General features: G+C 73.0%; 10 protein-coding genes. 9 read left to right on the top strand and 1 reads right to left on the bottom strand.

All coding sequences use genetic code 11. From position 1 onward, the window contains the following. On the bottom strand, positions 1–634 hold a 634-nt coding region (locus tag VFZ20_RS32960), incomplete at its 3' end, for a thiamine phosphate synthase (RefSeq protein ID WP_414682946.1). 223 nt (positions 635–857) lie between these two features. Between VFZ20_RS32960 and VFZ20_RS16480 the strand changes: the two genes are divergently transcribed. The 9 genes from VFZ20_RS16480 (at position 858) to VFZ20_RS16520 (ending at position 15,733) form a co-directional block, all read left to right on the top strand. Then, positions 858–1,385, top strand: a complete 528-nt coding sequence (locus VFZ20_RS16480) for an O-acetyl-ADP-ribose deacetylase (protein WP_329685005.1) — start codon at positions 858–860, stop codon at positions 1,383–1,385. 107 nt (positions 1,386–1,492) lie between these two features. Further along, on the top strand, positions 1,493–2,077 hold the full coding sequence (locus VFZ20_RS16485) for a hypothetical protein (protein WP_329685006.1): 585 nt from the start codon (positions 1,493–1,495) through the stop codon (positions 2,075–2,077). 225 nt (positions 2,078–2,302) lie between these two features. Further along, complete coding sequence (locus tag VFZ20_RS16490) at positions 2,303–4,879, top strand: ATP-binding protein (RefSeq protein ID WP_329685007.1); 2,577 nt, start codon at positions 2,303–2,305, stop codon at positions 4,877–4,879. Then, positions 4,876–5,253 carry a response regulator gene (locus VFZ20_RS16495; RefSeq protein ID WP_329685008.1) on the top strand — a complete coding sequence of 126 codons (378 nt, stop codon included), beginning with the start codon at positions 4,876–4,878 and terminating at the stop codon, positions 5,251–5,253. The genes VFZ20_RS16490 and VFZ20_RS16495 overlap by 4 nt, the downstream gene beginning before the upstream one ends. Positions 5,254–5,488: 235 nt before the next feature. After that, entirely contained in the window at positions 5,489–7,960 is a 2,472-nt protein-coding gene (locus tag VFZ20_RS16500; RefSeq protein WP_329685009.1) for a response regulator, read from the top strand. Positions 7,961–8,390: 430 nt separating this feature from the next. Further along, positions 8,391–9,449: a HEAT repeat domain-containing protein gene (locus tag VFZ20_RS16505; RefSeq protein ID WP_329685010.1), complete on the top strand. Its 1,059-nt coding sequence runs from the start codon at positions 8,391–8,393 to the stop codon at positions 9,447–9,449. Next, the gene (locus VFZ20_RS16510) at positions 9,446–10,873 is read left to right on the top strand and encodes a glycosyltransferase family 2 protein (RefSeq protein WP_329685011.1); all 1,428 of its coding nucleotides are present in this window, start codon (positions 9,446–9,448) and stop codon (positions 10,871–10,873) included. Before VFZ20_RS16505 ends, VFZ20_RS16510 begins: the two co-directional genes overlap by 4 nt. Before the next feature lie 346 nt (positions 10,874–11,219). Next, complete coding sequence (locus tag VFZ20_RS16515) at positions 11,220–13,925, top strand: tetratricopeptide repeat protein (RefSeq protein WP_329685012.1); 2,706 nt, start codon at positions 11,220–11,222, stop codon at positions 13,923–13,925. Beyond that, positions 13,922–15,733 (top strand): tetratricopeptide repeat protein, encoded by a 1,812-nt coding sequence (locus tag VFZ20_RS16520; RefSeq protein ID WP_329685013.1) that lies wholly within the window; start codon positions 13,922–13,924, stop codon positions 15,731–15,733. The genes VFZ20_RS16515 and VFZ20_RS16520 overlap by 4 nt, the downstream gene beginning before the upstream one ends. Positions 15,734–15,898: the final 165 nt, after the last annotated feature.

Genomic DNA, 15,898 nt, shown 5'->3' on the forward strand with positions numbered 1-15,898 from the left:
TGACCGGCACGGGGATCGCCCGGGCCACCGCGCCGACTCCGGCGGGACCCAACGGCGCCGGCAGCCCGTCCTTGGTGGCGGTACCAAACGCAGGCCCCACCCCGAGGTAGTCCGCGCCCTCCGCGACCAGCTGGGCGGCGACGTGGAGGTGTACGTGATCGGCGTGGCGCGGGACGTGTGCGTCAAGGGCGCGGTGGAGGGGATGCTGGATCCCCTGCGCGGCGTGCCCGTCACGCTCGTCACCGACGCCACGTGGGGCCTGGGCATCGAGCCCGAGGTCGAGAGCCTGCGCCGCTGGACGGACGCCGGCGCCGCCCTCGTCACCACGCGCGGCCTCGCGATGCGCGCTGCCCAGGGCGAGGAGGCTGCCTTCGGTCGCGGGGACGTCGCCGGCGCGGTGGAGGCGGCGGTGGCGTAGGGGCGAATCCAGCGGAGATGGGACGGATCGCGCCGGCAGTGGAGCGCCCCCCATCCCGGCCCTTCCCCCACAAACGGCGTGGGGGAAGGGAGGATCACAGACCCTGCACTGCGGCGGGGGGTCTGCCGGCCCGCCGAGGGCCCCCTCCCCCGACCCTCTCTTCGCGGGGGAGGGGGAGAACTGCTTGATCTCGCCTTTCGTTGATTCCTGCGTCATACGACGCCCCGTGAGGCGTGGGTGACGAAAACGCAGTTCAACCTCCCCCAGGGGTTTTTGGGGGAGGTGGGCGAGCCCCGTGAGCCCGGAGGGGGCGCCCGCGCGGGCCTGAGCCAGGGCTGACGATCCCACCCGGCAGGGATCGGCAAGTAATCCGCGATGTACTTCGACGTAAAAATGTCATCCTGATTGCGACGTTTGTCACACACGGACCCACATGGACATGACCGAGCCGCTTTCGGAGCGCATCGAGGTGGTGCAGGGCGACATCACGAAGCTCGACGTGGACGCCATCGTCAACGCGGCCAACACGTCGCTGCTGGGCGGCGGGGGCGTGGACGGCGCCATCCACCGCGCCGCCGGGCCCGAGCTCGTGCAGGAGTGCCGCATGCTGCACGGATGCAGGACGGGACAGGCCAAGATCACGCGCGGCTACCGGCTTCCCGCGCGATGGGTGATCCATACCGTGGGCCCCGTATGGCAGGGCGGTCAAGCCGGCGAGGACGACCTGCTGGCCAGCTGCTATCGCGAATCGCTCAAGATCGCGCGGGACAAGGACTTGCGCACGGTGGCGTTCCCCGCCATCAGCACGGGCGTGTACCGCTTTCCGGTGCATCGCGCGGCGCGCATTGCGGCCCGAGAGGCGGCCGCATTCCTGGCCGAAAACCCCCTCCCTCACAGGGTGATCATGGTGTGCTTCGGGGCGGAGTCGTACAGAGAATACTTGACGGCGGTGCAAGAAGCGGTTTAAATGTTGCGCCTACGGCAACATTGCATCCAACGCTCGCCGCTCACGTCCGCCGCACGGGCCCGTCCTTCCCCGTCCGCGCGGCCGGATACGCTCGCCAGGGAGAGATCATGGAAGACCTCAGGCAGGTCAAAGAACTGCTGGACGAGATCAACGCCGCAATATCGAGCTACGACCCCGTGCTCAAGGAGCGCGCCCGCGACCTGCTGCTGGAGCGCGCGTTCGGCGCGCCCGCCGCGCGTCCGCGCCGTGCCCCCGCGGCGGCCTCCACGGGCGGCGACGAGGCCGAAGGCGGCGAGGAAGAAGCCCCGCGCCGCCGGCCGGGCCGCCCGCGCGGCAGCGGCACGGGGCGACGCGGCCCCCGCCGCGGCGTGCAGATGGGCAGCCTGCTGGGCCAGTGGTCGCCCGAGACCATGGCCGAGCGCGCCCTCATGGGCGCGTACACGCTCTCCCGCGGCAAGGCCGACAAGACCGTCACCAGCCAGGCCATCAATGCCGAGCTCAAGCGCGCCGGCATTCCCGTGCCCAACATCACCCGCGCCATCGAGTCCAACCTGCGGGCCAAGCCGCCCCTGATGGTGCAGAAGAAGAAGATGGGCACCACCCGCCAGGCCCGTAAGCAGTACGCCATCACCCCCGAGGGCGTGGAGTTCGTGGAAGCGCGCCTGCAGGCCGGCGGCGGGGACGAGGAATAACCGGTTTTGCCCCAACGGCATCGCGCCCCCGCCGGGATTTGTCCCGGTGGGGGCGCACGTGTTTGAGTACGATGTTTGCCTGACGCAATCCCAGCACAACCCTGGGGCCATCACGGGTGTGATGCGCGGCCCACGACGGTTGACAGCAGCCAAGGCTTGCATAAGGTTGGCCGGTCTATTTTCGCGGTTTTGGGAATGGATGCGCGCCGCGCACACGGAAACGGAATGCCCCACCGCTCCCTGAGGTCCCGCCGGTTCGTCCTCACCTTCGCGTTCCTGCTCGCGGTGGTGGTGCTGCTGATCGTGCTCGCCAACGAGACGTTCCGCGGCCTGTCGTCGGCCAACCGCTGGTCCCTGCACACCTACCAGGTGCTCGACGCCACCCACGAGGTGCAGGAGGGCATCGCCGAGATGGAGTCGGGCTTTCGCGGCTACGCCCTGACGCGCGACCCGCGCTTCCTGGAGCAGTGGCGCGCCGGCCTGGGCGTGCTGCAGCGGCAAAGCCCCGTGCTGCGCCGGCTCACCCGCGACAACCCCGCGCAGCAGCGGCGCCTGGACGCCGCCGAGCGGGCCGCCCGCGACTGGCTGCGGCTGCAGGCCGAGAGCGGCGTGCTGCGCCCGGAGACCACGCGCGACCAGGCCATCGCCGTGGCGTCGGACCCCCGCAGCGCCGCCGTGCGCAGCGAGGCCGTGGAGCGCGTTCGCCGGGCCATGGACGAGGTGGAGTCGGCGGAGTCGGGGCTGCTGCGCGAGCGGGCGGACCGCGCGGGGTCGCTGGAGCGGCGCACGCGCCTGCTGCTGCTGGCCGGCTCGCTGCTGGCCATCGGCCTGGCCATCGCCACGGCCCTCATGGTACACCGCCGCACGCGACGCCTGGCGGAGCTCAACCACGCCCTGGAGGGCGAGGTGGCCGAGCGCGCCCTGGCCCGCGACGCCCTCGTCCGCATCAGCCGGCAAAACGAGCTCATCCTGGACGCGGCCGCCGAGGGCATCTACGGCCTGGACCCCCAGGGCTACACGCTCTTCCTGAACCCCGCCGCCGCGCGCATGCTGGGCCGCTCGCCCGACGACGTCATCGGCCGGCCGTTCGAGGCCGTGCTGGGCATGGGCGCGGCCGAGGCCGGCGGCGAGGGCGTGAACCCCGTCCGGGCCACATTGGGCTCCGGCGTGGCCCGCGAGGTCAAGGACGCCGTCTTTCGCCGGGCCGACGGCACCTCGTTCCCCGTGGAGTACGCCAGCACGCCCATCGTGGAGGACGGGCGCATCACGGGCGCCGTGGTCACCTTTCGCGACGTGACGGAGCGCCGCGAGGTGGAGCGGATGAAGGACGAGTTCGTCTCCGTCGTGAGCCACGAGCTGCGCACGCCCCTTACCTCCATCCGCGGGTCGCTGGGGCTGCTGGCCGCCGGCAAGATGGGCGAGGTGCCCGAGAAGGGGCGGCGGATGCTGGAGATCGCCGTGCAGAACACCGACCGGCTGGTGCGGCTCATCAACGACATCCTGGACATCGAGCGCATCGAGAGCGGCCGCGTGACCATGGAGCTGCGGGCCGTGGATGCATCCGACCTGGCCCACCAGTCCGTAGACGTGATGTCGGCCATGGCCGAGAAGCTGGGGGTCAAGCTGTACGCATGGGCGGACCGGCAGCCCCTGGAGGCGGACCCGGACCGCATTCTCCAGGTGCTCACGAACCTGCTGTCCAACGCCATCAAGTTCTCCCCGCCGGGTGCCGAAGTTTCGCTCACGGTGGAGCGCGGCGACGGCGAGGTGGTGTTCCGGGTGCGCGACCAGGGGCGCGGCATTCCCGCCGACCGGCTGGAAAGCATCTTCGAGCGCTTCAGCCAGGTGGACTCGTCGGACGCGCGCGACAAGGGGGGCACGGGGCTGGGGCTGGCCATCTGCCGCAGCATCGTCCAGCAGCACGGGGGGCGCATCTGGGTGGAGAGCCAGCCGGGGGAGGGAAGCACCTTCACCTTCACCCTTCCCGCGCCCTTTGTCCCCGAGCCGCGGCCCGTGGAGGCCGACGACGGCGAGGGCCCGCTCATCCTGGTGTGCGATGACGATTCGTCGGTGCTGATCGTCGTGGAGGAGATCCTGCGCGGGTGGGGCTACCGCACGGTGGGCGTGCAGGACGGGCAGACGGCCGTGCGCGAGGCCGTGCGGCTGCACCCCGACGCCATCCTGCTGGACATGATGATGCCCGGGATGACGGGCTCCGACACGCTCACGGCCCTGCGGCAGCGGCCCGACACGCGGTCCATCCCCGTCGTCATCCTGAGCGCCCTCAAGCCCATGCCGCGGGTGCAGCACACCCGCGAGGTGGTGGACTGGGTGGAAAAGCCGTTCAAGGAGCAGGGGCTGCTGCACGCGCTGGAAGAGGCCGTGAGCGTGCGCTGGAAGCCGCGCCGGGTGCTGCTGGTGGAGGACGACCCGGACCTTGCCCGGGTGCTGCTGGAGGTGTTTGGCCGGCACGGCATCGAGGCGCTGCACGCCCCCACGGGGGTAGAGGCCGTGGAGCAGGTGCGCCGCGCCGCGCCGGACCTGCTGGTGCTGGACCTGGGGCTGCCCCACGGCGACGGCTACTGGGTGGTGGATTCCCTGCGGGGCAGCGACGCCCTGCGCGGCATTCCCATGGTGGTGTACACGGCCCGCGAGCTGGAGGAGGACGACCGCGAGCGGCTGCGCCTGGGCCACACGGAGTTCCTGACCAAGGGACGGGTTTCGCCGGACGAATTCGAAAAGCGCGTGGTGTCGCTGCTCAACCGCATCGCGCCCGCGCGCCACACGACGACCGCACAATGAGCCGCAAGATCCTGCTGGTGGACGACGAGGACGACATCCGCGAGGTCGCGCAGATGTCGCTGGAGATGACGGCCGGGTGGGAGGTGCACACGGCGCCGTCGGGGGCGGACGCCCTGCGCGTGGCGGCGGCGGAGCGCCCCGACGCCATCCTGCTGGACGTGATGATGCCGGGGATGGACGGCCCCGCCACGGCCCGCGCCCTCAAGGCCGCGCCCGAGACGGCCGACATCCCCGTGATCCTGCTCACGGCCAAGGTGCAGGCCGCCGACCGGCGCCGCTTCGACGACCTGGGCGTGGCGGGCATCCTGGCCAAGCCGTTCGATCCCATGTCGCTGGCGGACGAGGTGCGGGGGGTCCTGGGATGGGCGGGGTGATGGGCGCGGCGCCGGGTTCCCCCGGGGATGAACCGCGGGGGACAGGGGACAGGGGACAGGGGACGGCCACCCACTGCGGATCGGCCCCCGGCCGCCGCCCGTCGCGGACCCGGGCCACGCGTGCCGCGGACGGCGGACGGCGGGGGCGGTCGTTGCGGGCTGTCCCCTGTAACCCGTCCCCTGTAACCCGCGGTTCCTTCGCGCCGGAACTCGCCCTCCCCACGCGGAGCCGGCCATGAACAAGGTCCTCGTCGCGGGCCTGCCCCCGGACGTCCCCGGGCTGCTGGCCCGGCGCCTGGCCGGCGCCATGGTCGAAGACCAGCCGTCCCCGCGTGACGCGGCCGACGCGCTGCGCCGCGAGCCGTGGACGCTCGCCGCCGTGGACGCCTCGTGGCTGGAGGAGGACGACGCGCTCGTGGAGGCGTTCGCGCGGCTGCGCGTGACCATGGCCGGGCTGGTCGTGCTCGTCACGGCCACGTCGGAGCAGGCGCTGGCCCTGGGCGACACCTTTCGCGAGGCTGGCGTCGCCCGCGTCTTTCATCACCCGCTGGACCGCGAGGCGCTCGTCCGCGAGGCCATGGAGCGCCTGGGCCTGGGCGCCCCGGCGCCGGCCGCGGGCGGCGGGGCCGCGGCGGCGGGGCTCAACGCGGCCGTGGCCAGCGTGTGGGCCAAGTACCGCGACCAGGTGATGGCCCGCGTGGACGTGCTGGAATCCGCCGCGCTGGGGCTGCTGGAGGGCAGGCTGGACCGCGAGGCACGGCGCGAGGCGGAGCGCGAGGCCCACAAGCTGGCCGGCTCCGTGGGCACCTTCGGCTTCGCGGAGGCGTCGCGCCTGTCGCGCGAGGCCGAGACCATGCTGGGCGGCCCCAATGCGCCCGGGCAGGCGGACGCGCTGCGCCTGGCGGACCTGGCCGTGGCCATCCGCCAGGAGCTTTCCGGCACGGCCACCCCCATGGGCGCCGCCCCCGCGCCGCCGCCGCCCGCGCGCCCGGCGGAGACCGCGCCGTGGCTGCCCGGCGGCCCCGCGGAGGACGGCGGCCCCCCCGCGGCCGAGGCGGACCTGCCCACGCTGCTCATCGTGGACGAGGACCGCGAGACGGCCAGCCGGCTGGCCATGGAGGCACACGCCCGCGGCCTGCGCCCCGCCGTGGTCCACACCATGGGCGAGGCGCGCTCGCTGCTGGCCGCCGCCCGCCCCGACGCGGCGCTGCTGGACATCAGCGTGGAGGGCGGGATGGAGCTGCTGCGCGCGCTCTCGGACCGCTTTCCCCCCGTGCCCTCCATCGTCTTCACCCGCAGCGACGCCTTCACGGACCGCGTGGAGGTGGCGCGGCTGGGCGGACGCGGGTTCCTGCGCAAACCGCTGGCGCCGGCCCGCGCCATCGACGCCGTGGAGCCCCTGCTCAAGCCCGACGAGCGGCGCTCCGCCACCGTGCTGGCCGTGGACGACGATCCCTCCATCCTCGAGGCCGTGCGCTTTGTCCTGGAGCCGCACGGCGTGCGGGTGGAGGCCCTGGCCGAGCCGGAGCGGTTCTGGGAGGCCCTGGAGTCGTCCGCGCCCGACGTGGTGCTGCTGGACGTGGACATGCCGCGGGTGAACGGCCTGGAGCTGTGCCGCGTGCTGCGCAACGACCCGCGCTGGAAGAGCGTGCCCGTCGTCTTTCTCACCTCCCGCGCGGACCCCACCACCGTGCAGGCCGTGTTCGCCGCCGGCGCGGACGACTTCGTCAGCAAGCCGTTCGTGGGGCCCGAGCTGGGGGCGCGCATCCACAACCGGCTGGAGCGCGTGCGCCTGCAGCGCTCCCTGGCCGAGACGGACGCCCTGACGGGCGTGCCCAACCGCCGCGGCTCCGAGGAGGTGCTGGAGCGCTTTCTTCGCCTGGCGGCGGGGCAGGGAGACCCCCTGGCGTTCGGCATCGTGGACCTGGACTGCTTCAAGCAGGTCAACGACCGCTGCGGCCACGCCGTGGGCGACGAGGTGCTCTCCCGCGTCGCGCGCCTGCTGCAGAAGCGCTTTCGGGCCGAGGACGTGGTGGCGCGCTGGGGCGGCGAGGAGTTCGTCGTGGGGATGTACGGGATGGACAAGGCCGACGGCGTGCAGCGCCTGGCCGAGGCCCTGGAGGTGCTGCGCGAGGAGCCGTTCAAGTCCCCGTCCGGCGAGCCGTTCCAGGTGACGTTCAGCGCGGGCGTGGCGGAGTTCGATTCCGACGGGCGCGACCTGCAGAGCCTGTATCGCGCGGCGGACGCGGCCATGTACGCCGCCAAGGCCGCCGGCCGCGACCGCGTGCTCCCCTCCGGGTGGACGCCCGGCCAGGGCGAGGGCCCGCGCACGGTGGACGTGCTGGTGGTGGAGGACGATCCCGCCATCGCCCGGCTGCTGCAGCACGCCCTGGAGACGCGCGGCCTGCGCCACGAGTGGGTGGACAACGGCGAGCGCGCCGCCCGCCTGCTGACGGGCACGGCGCCGGAGCTGCGCGCCCGCGCGGTGCTGCTGGACGTGGACCTCCCCGGGCTGGACGGCCTGGGCGTGCTGCGGGTGATGGCCCGCGAGCGGCTGCTGGAGCGCACGCGGGTGATCGTCCTCACCGTGCGCACGCACGAGGCCGAGGTGGTGCGTGCCCTGGAGCTGGGCGCGTTCGACCACGTGAGCAAGCCGTTCAGCGTGCCCGTGCTGCTGCAGCGCATCCGCCGGGCGCTCCGGGCATGAGGATGACGATCGATCCGATGGTCATGCCGAGCCCTCGCGTGGGCAGGCACCGCCGCCGACGCGCGGTTTCGCGGACGTACACCCGCGACGCGGCCTTCTCCCCCTTCGCTCCTCGCGGAGCGGGGGAGAAGGCCGTGCTCGTTGTCGGAGGCCGGCGACAGGGCAGGGGCTCGCCCGCGCGGTCCGCGAAGGCGGACTTGGTGCCCTTCCAGCGGCGAACTCATTCGCTCGGCGCCATGCGGGCGCATCCGCTCCCTTTCCGATTGGGCGCGTTCCCCCACACTGGCGTTGCGGACGCGGCGGGGTCGGCCGATCTCCTGGACCGGGTGGATTCCGCGGATCTCGGCGAGGTCAGGCGCGATCGCGATCGGGTGATGGATACGCCGGCTTCGACCCGGCGGATCGTCATCGCGGGACGGGAGGCGGGCCGATGACGCCACGCTTCCTCGTCGAATCGGCGCTGATCGCCGAGGGGGTGATCCTCGTCCTCTCGCTCATCATGCTCTTTGGGCACGCGTGGCTGGCGCAGCGGCGCGAGCGGCGGTGGGCCGTGCCGGTGGAGAAGGGACGCCGCGCGCTGCTGGAGGTGGTGCGCACGGGCCGCCTCACACGCCCGGACGAGGCCGTGCTGCGCGGGCTTCCCGTGCGCCAGCAGATCCGCCTGTTCACGGAGCTGGTGCCCAGCATCACGGGACAAAGCCGTGACCAGCTGGCGCAGCTGGCCCGCGAGATCGGCCTGATCCCCGTGGCGGAGCGGATGGCCGCCAGCCGCGACTGGCGCGACCGCCTGCACGGCGTCCGCCTGCTGTCGGCCGTGGGCGGCGGCGACGCCATCGTCCCGCCCCTGCTGGAGGACCCGCACCCCGCCGTGCGCACGGAGGCCGTGGAGTGGGTGGGCACCCATCCCACCCCCGACCTGATCGAGCGGCTGGTAAAGCTGCTGCCCCGCACGGACCGCTACGGCACCTTTGTCGTCCGCGACAGCCTGCTGCGCGTGGGCCCGGACGCCATCGCTCCCCTGGCCCGCTACCTGGAGCGCCACAACGGCCGCCACGCCGAGCCCGCGCTGGACGTGGCCGCGGGCATGCCCGACGTGCGCTTTGCCGGGCCGGCCATGCGCCTGTGCGGGGACCCGCTGCCGTACGTGCGCGCCCGGGCCGCGGCGCTCGCCGGCGCCGTGGGCAGCGAGGAGGCCGTGGGCCGGCTGCAGGCGCTGGTGCAGGACGAGGACGCGGAGGTCCGCGCCGCCGCGGCGGCCGCCCTGGGACGGCTGGGGCACTGGCCGTCGGCGTCCGTCATCGCGCCGCTGCTGCGGGACCGCGCGTGGATCGTCCGCAGCCAGAGCGCGCTGGCCCTGCGGCGGCTGGGCAGCCCGGGCATCCTCTACCTGCGCAAGGGGCTGGGCGACTCCGACCCCTTCGCGGCCGACATCTCGCGGCAGGTGCTGGACCTGCCGGAATCATCCGCCAACCGGGAACGGTGGACGTGAGCGCCGGAGAGATCGCGTCGCTCGTCCTGGTGCGGCTGGAGTGGGCGATCCTCGTCTACTTCCTGCTGGTGAACGGCTGGTACATGCTGCTGCTGGTGAGCGCCGGCATCGAGATGCGCGAGTACGTGATGCTCTCGCGCGGCCGCGCCCGCTGGCGGCTGATGGGCTCGCGCGTGGTGCCCAGCATCAGCATGCTGGCGCCGGCGTACAACGAGGGCGCCACGGTGGCGGAGAGCGTGCGGGCGCTGCTGGCCCTGTACTATCCCAACCTCGAGGTCGTCGTCGTGAACGACGGGTCCAAGGACACCACCATGGCGGTGCTGGTGGACACCTTCGACCTGTCGCCCATCCATCCCATCTACCAGAAGCGTATCCCTTCCAAGGACGTCATCGGCCTGTACCGCTCGCGGCTCTACCCCAACCTCGTGGTCATCGACAAGGTGAACGGGGGCAAGGCCGACGCGCTGAACGCCGGGCTCAACTTCGCCACGGGCGAGCTCGTCTGCGCCATCGACGCCGACACGCTCATCGAGCCGGACTCGCTGCAGCGGATGGTGCGGCCGTTCCTGGAGCGCGACGACGTGGTGGCGGCGGGCGGCACCATCCGCATCGCCAACGGCTCGCTCGTGGAGAGCGGCCGGGTGACGCGGGCCCGCGCCCCCCGCAAGCTGCTGCCGGGGGTGCAGGTGGTGGAGTACCTGCGGGCGTTCCTCTTCGGCCGGCTGGGATGGAACCGGTTGGGGGGCAACCTCATCATCTCCGGCGCGTTTGGCCTGTTCCGGCGCGCGTCGATGATCGCGGCGGGCGGGTACGAGCACGCCACGGTGGGCGAGGACATGGAGCTGGCGCTGCGGCTGCGGCGCATTGGCTACGAGGAGCACGGGCCCCACGCCATCGCGTTCGTGCCGGACCCCGTGGCGTGGACCGAGGCGCCCGAGACCACGCGCGTGCTGGGCCGCCAGCGCGACCGCTGGCACCGCGGCCTGGCGGACGTGCTGTGGCGCCACCGCGGCGTGATGTTCAACCCCAAGTACGGAGCCATGGGGCTGGTGGTCTACCCGTACTTCGTCATCGTGGAGCTGCTGGCGCCGGTGGTGGAGCTGGTGGGCCTCATCGGCCTGCTGCTGGGGCTGGTGGTGGGCGCCATCGACGTGCCGTTCGCCATCCTCTTCTTCCTGATGGCGTACGGCCTGGGCTCCGTGCTCACCGTGGCCACGCTGGTGATGGAGGAGGCGTCGTTCCACCGCTACGACAGCTTCAAGGACCGCGTGCTGCTGGTGCTGTGGGCGTTCGTGGAAAACCTGGGCTTTCGCCAGCTCACGGTGATCTGGCGGCTCAAGGGGATCTGGAACTTCATGCGCGGCAGCAAGTCGTGGGGGAGCATGGAGCGGCGGGGGTTCCAGGCGCCGCAGGCGGTGAAGTGACGGCGAACGGCAGGGAATAGGGAACAGGGAATAGGGAATAGCCTGCAACGGCGGGGGGCCCTCACCCGCTCGCTGTCGCTCGCACCCTCTCCCGCAAACTGCGCGGGAGAGGGTGTACACCCCAGACCCAGCGCGGGGCGGGTTGCTCCCGGCGCGGACCCTGCCTCACCGAGAGCAGTTCTCCCCCTCCCCCGCGAAGCGGGGGCAGGGGGCCGGGGGGAGGGGGCCCTCCGCGGGCGAGACACACTTCGCTGGGCGGCACGGACTCGGCGCCCACGATGGCCGGCAGTCGGACGGTGGACGTGGACGGGTGGACGGGACGATGAACCAGAAGGGAAGAGGGACCATGGAGTGGATGGCGCCGCACCGCAGTCGCTGGACCCACCGCCGCGCGCTGGCGCTCGCCCTGGCGGGCGCGCTCGCGGGCGGCACGCTCGCCACGCACGGCGCGGACGCGGCGCCCGCCGCCGCACAGGAGTGCCCCGCGGCCGGCAACCCCGCCGCCGACCGCGGCTGGACGGCCTACCGCGGCGGCGACATGGCCGCCGCCCGCACGGCCTTCGAGGCCGCCCTGCGCGCCTGCCCGCGCCACGAGGGCGCCCGCACGGGGCTGGGTTACGTGGAGCTGCGCCAGGACCGCACGGCCGAGGCCCGGCGCCTCTTCGAGGGCGTCGTGGCCGACGCGCCCCGCAACGTGGACGCGCTCGTGGGCCTGGGCATCTCCGCGTGGCGCTCGGACGACCGAGAGGCCGCCCGCGCCGCGTTCACCCGCGCGCAGGCCATCGACCCCAGCAACGCCGACGCGCGCGACTTCCTGGCCCGGCTGGGACCGCCGCCCGCCGCCGCGCCCGTGCGCCCGCCCCTCGTCCTTCCGGCGGAGCTCGCGTATCCCGCGCGCACCAACCGCGACCGGTTCGAGGTGCGCACGGCCCGCGGGTGGGAGCCGTTCTACATCAAGGGCGTCAACCTGGGCGCGGCCCTGCCCGGCAAGCATCCCAGCGAGTTTCCCGACAGCATGACGTACGTGCGCTGGATCGAGGGAATGGCCGCCATGGGCGCCAACACCGTACGCGTGTACACCATCCATCCGCCGCACTTCTACGGCGCCCTGTACGAATGGAACCGCGCCCACCCCGACGCGCCCCTGTGGGTCATCCACGGCGTGTGGGCCGAGCTGCCGCCCGAGGACGACTTCGCCAACCCCGAGTGGGAGGGCGAGTTCTTCCAGGAGATGCGCCGCGTGGTGGACCTGCTGCACGGCCGCGCCGACGTCCCCGTGCGCCCCGGCCACGCCGGCGGATACTACACGGCCGACGTGTCGCCCTGGGTGCTGGCGTACATCATCGGCCGCGAGTGGGAGCCGTTCTCCGTCGTGGCGTTCAACGAGCTGCACCCGGAGATGCGCGGCCACCGCGGCCGCTTCCTCACCGTGGAGGGCGGCACGCCCATGGACGCGTGGCTGGGCAAGGCCAGCGAGTACATCATCGCCTACGAGACGGACACCTACCGCGCCCAGCGGCCCGTCGCCTACACCAACTGGCCCACGCTGGACCCGCTCACGCATCCCACCGAGTCCACCGTGGCGGAGGAGATCGCCATCCGCCAGCGCCTGGGCGAGCGGGTGGACGCGCGGCCCCTGGAGTACGACAACGACGCCACGGGGCTGGACGCCAACCTCGTCACGCCCACGGCCGCGTTCCCCGCGGGGTACTTCGCGAGCTACCACGCGTATCCGTACTACCCGGACTTCATGGTGCTGGACCCGGGGTACAACCGCACGTCGTCGTCCGAGGGGCGCAGCAACTACTTTGGCTACCTGACGGAGCTCAAGCGGCACCACGACCACATGCCCGTGGTCATCAGCGAGTACGGCGTGCCGGCCAGCATCGGCAGCGCGCACCTGCAGCCGCAGGGGTGGCACCACGGCGGCCACAACGAGGCGCAGATGGCCGAGGTCAACGCCCGCCTTACCCGCGAGATCGCGGAGAGCGGGATGGCCGGCGGCGCCATCTTCGCCTGGATCGACGAGTGGTTCAAGAAGAACTGGATCGTCATCGAGTTCGAGATCCCGCTGGAGCGCAACCGCCTGTGGTACAACCGCCTGGACGCCGAGCAGCACTACGGGATGCTGGCCGAGGACCCGGGCGAGGTGGTGCCCGGCGCCACCCTGGCCCAGCGCACGGCGTCGTGGCGGCGGATGCCGGCCCTGTACCAGACGGCGGAGGGCACCGTGCGCGCGGCGGCGGACGAGGGGTACCTGTGGCTCTTCTTCGAGGGCGCCAACGGCCGCCTGCCCGAGGAGCTGATGCTGGGCTTCGACATCCTCAAGCCCGAGGCGGGTGACTTCCGCTGGCCGGGCCGCGTGGGGCAGCGCCTGCCCGTGGGGCTGGAGTTCGCCCTGACGGCGCGCGAGGACGAGGTGCGGCTGGTGGTGGACCCGCCGTCCAACCCGTTCGCCATCGACGAGATCAACATCATTCCCGGCCAGCCCACGCCGCCGCCGGACATCGAGGACGCGCTCCCGGGCTACTTCTGGGGCCGCTTCCAGCAGCGCTTCAAGCGGCCGTACCGCACGCAGCCCAACGAGGACGGCGTATACGACTCGCTGCGGGTGGTCACCAACCGCCGGCGCTTTGGCCGGGACGGGACGGAGTTCGCGGCCCTGGGATACGACCGCGGCATCCTGTGGCGCGGCGGGCCGCCGGACGGCCTGTGGGAGCGCGGCGACGGCGTGCTGGAGGTGCGCATCCCCTGGATGCTGCTGAACTTCACGGATCCCAGCGAGCGCCGCGTGCTGCAGGACCCCGAGGGGCAGATCCCCGGCGAGTTCGGCACGACGACGGTGGAGGGGATCCGCATCCTGGCCGCCGCGCGCACCGGCTCCACCTGGCGCCAGTGGCCCGCCAGCGGCCGCGCGGCCGACGTGGCGTCGTTCACCTGGCCCACGTGGGAGGAGCCGCGCTACCGCGAGCGCGCCCGCCCGGTGTACGACGCCATGCGCGAGACGTATCGCACCATCCAGCCCTCCGTCTTCCGCGAGGGCGGCCGATGAGGCGCACGCTCCTCCTTTGCCTGCTCCTGCTGGCCTGGGCCGCCCCCGCGCGCGCCCAGGACGAGGCGGACCGCGCCTGGGCCGCGGGTGACATCGCGGCCGCCACGCCCCTGTACGAGGCGCGGCTGGCGGCGGACTCGTCGGACGTGACGGCGCTGCACCGGGTGGCGCTGATCCGCGCGTGGGCGGAGCGGTATCCCGAGTCGCTGGCGTTGTTCGACCGGCTGCTGCGGATCGACCCCGCCAACCGCGAGGCGCAGGTGGACCGGGCGCGCGTGCTGGCCTGGCGCGGCGACCCGGCCGCGGCCGCGCGGGCGCTGGACCCGCTGCTGGCGCAGGACCCCGGCTTTCTCCCGGCCCTGCAGGCCCGCGCGCAGTTCGAGTCGTGGGCCGGCAACTACGACGAGGCGCTGGCCACGTACGGCCGCCTGCAGGAGATCACGCCGGACGACCGGTCGATCGGGCTCAGCCGGGCGCGCGTGCTGTCGTGGGCGTCGCGCTTTGACGCGGCCGTGGCGGCGTACGACTCCATCCTGACGCAGAACCCCCGCGACACCGAGGCCCTGCTGGGGCTGGGGACGGTGCTGGCGTGGGCGTCGCGGCTGGACAGCGCGGAGGTGGTGTACCAGCGGGTGCTCGCCCTGGAGCCCACCAACGCAGAGGCGTTGCGGGGCCTGGCGCGGACGGCGGCGTGGGGCGGCCGCCTGGTCGTGGCGGAGCGGCGCTGGCGCGACGTGATCGCGCGGAACCCCAACGACGCGGCCGCGTGGGTGGGCCTTTCGCAGACGCTGCGCTGGCAGGGCCGCGACGCGTCCGCGCTGCAGGCGGCGCGGCGGGCGACGTCCATCGCGCCGACGGACCGCGACGCGCGCGAGGCCCTGCGCTGGGCGCGGCAGGCCGTGGCGCCGCGGGCCAGCGGGTCGTACGTGAGCGAGTGGGACTCGGACGGCAACGAGATCGGCACGGCGTCCGTCTCCTCCGCCTTTCGCCCGCTGAGCCCGCGGACGGAGGTGCGCGTCGACCTGTACCGCCGCCTCGCCACGGACGAGTCCGATCCCGCGGAATGGCAGTCGCTGGGCGTGGCAGGCACGCTGTGGCTGCAGGCGGAGCCCGGGTGGGGCGTCACGGGCACGGTGGGCACGAGCCTGTACGACGTGGACGACCACGATCCCATCCCCACGTACCGGCTGGGCGTGACGTCGCCGGGGCGGTTCGCGGTGACGGGCAGCGCGGGCTACGCGCATTACGCGCTGGACGGCAGCGCGGCGCTCATCCGCAACGAGGTGTTCCTGGACGAGTTCTCGGCCGGGCTGGGGTGGACGCCCGCGCAGGGGTGGACGGTGTCGGCGGGGGCGGGGACGGCGGCGTTCCAGACGCGCGAGGACAGCGCCGGCCGGGGCGCCAACCGGCGGATCAACGGCTCGCTGGCCGTGGCCCGCCGGGTCTCGCCCCCGCTGACTATCGGCCTGGGGTTCCGCGCGTTCGGCTTCGAGCGGGACGAGAACCTGGGCTACTTTGACCCGGACTTCTACGGCCTGGGCGAGCTCACGGCGCGGTGGCTGCGCGAGTGGCGCCACTGGAGCCTGAACGCCGAGCTAGCGCCGGGCATCCAGCAGGTGCGCAGCGACGGCGACCCCGGCGGATCGCTGCGGGGAACGGGGAGCGTGGCGTACCTGTTCTCTCCCGGCCGGCGCGTGGTGCTGAGCGGCGTGTTCGCCAACACGGGGCTGAACCAGCTTTCGCCGGCCGCGGCGTCGGCGGATTACCGGTACCGGGCGCTGAGCCTGTCGGGGTTCTGGACGTTCTGAAGGGCAGGAAATAGGGAATAGGAAATAGGGAATAGCGGGATGACGGCGGCCGGAACGGAGAGAGAGCGAGTCCGGGTTCGATCCAGTCCGACACGGACCGGACCCACCGCGTCCGAGCCGCTTTCGCCCGCCGTTGCTGGCTATTCCCTATTCCCTGTTCCCTAT

Origin of the sequence: Longimicrobium sp. (assembly GCF_036280135.1) — a bacterium.
Taxonomy (GTDB): Bacteria; Gemmatimonadota; Gemmatimonadetes; order Longimicrobiales; family Longimicrobiaceae; genus Longimicrobium.

Bases quoted from the DNA above. Each gene is read 5' to 3' on its own strand.
- VFZ20_RS16480 (WP_329685005.1), top strand. From the start codon at position 858: ATGACCGAGCCGCTTTCGGAGCGCATCGAGGTGGTGCAGGGCGACATC.
- VFZ20_RS16485 (WP_329685006.1), top strand. From the start codon at position 1,493: ATGGAAGACCTCAGGCAGGTCAAAGAACTGCTGGACGAGATCAACGCC.
- VFZ20_RS16490 (WP_329685007.1), top strand. From the start codon at position 2,303: ATGCCCCACCGCTCCCTGAGGTCCCGCCGGTTCGTCCTCACCTTCGCG.
- VFZ20_RS16495 (WP_329685008.1), top strand. From the start codon at position 4,876: ATGAGCCGCAAGATCCTGCTGGTGGACGACGAGGACGACATCCGCGAG.
- VFZ20_RS16500 (WP_329685009.1), top strand. From the start codon at position 5,489: ATGAACAAGGTCCTCGTCGCGGGCCTGCCCCCGGACGTCCCCGGGCTG.
- VFZ20_RS16505 (WP_329685010.1), top strand. From the start codon at position 8,391: ATGACGCCACGCTTCCTCGTCGAATCGGCGCTGATCGCCGAGGGGGTG.
- VFZ20_RS16515 (WP_329685012.1), top strand. From the start codon at position 11,220: ATGGAGTGGATGGCGCCGCACCGCAGTCGCTGGACCCACCGCCGCGCG.
- VFZ20_RS16520 (WP_329685013.1), top strand. From the start codon at position 13,922: ATGAGGCGCACGCTCCTCCTTTGCCTGCTCCTGCTGGCCTGGGCCGCC.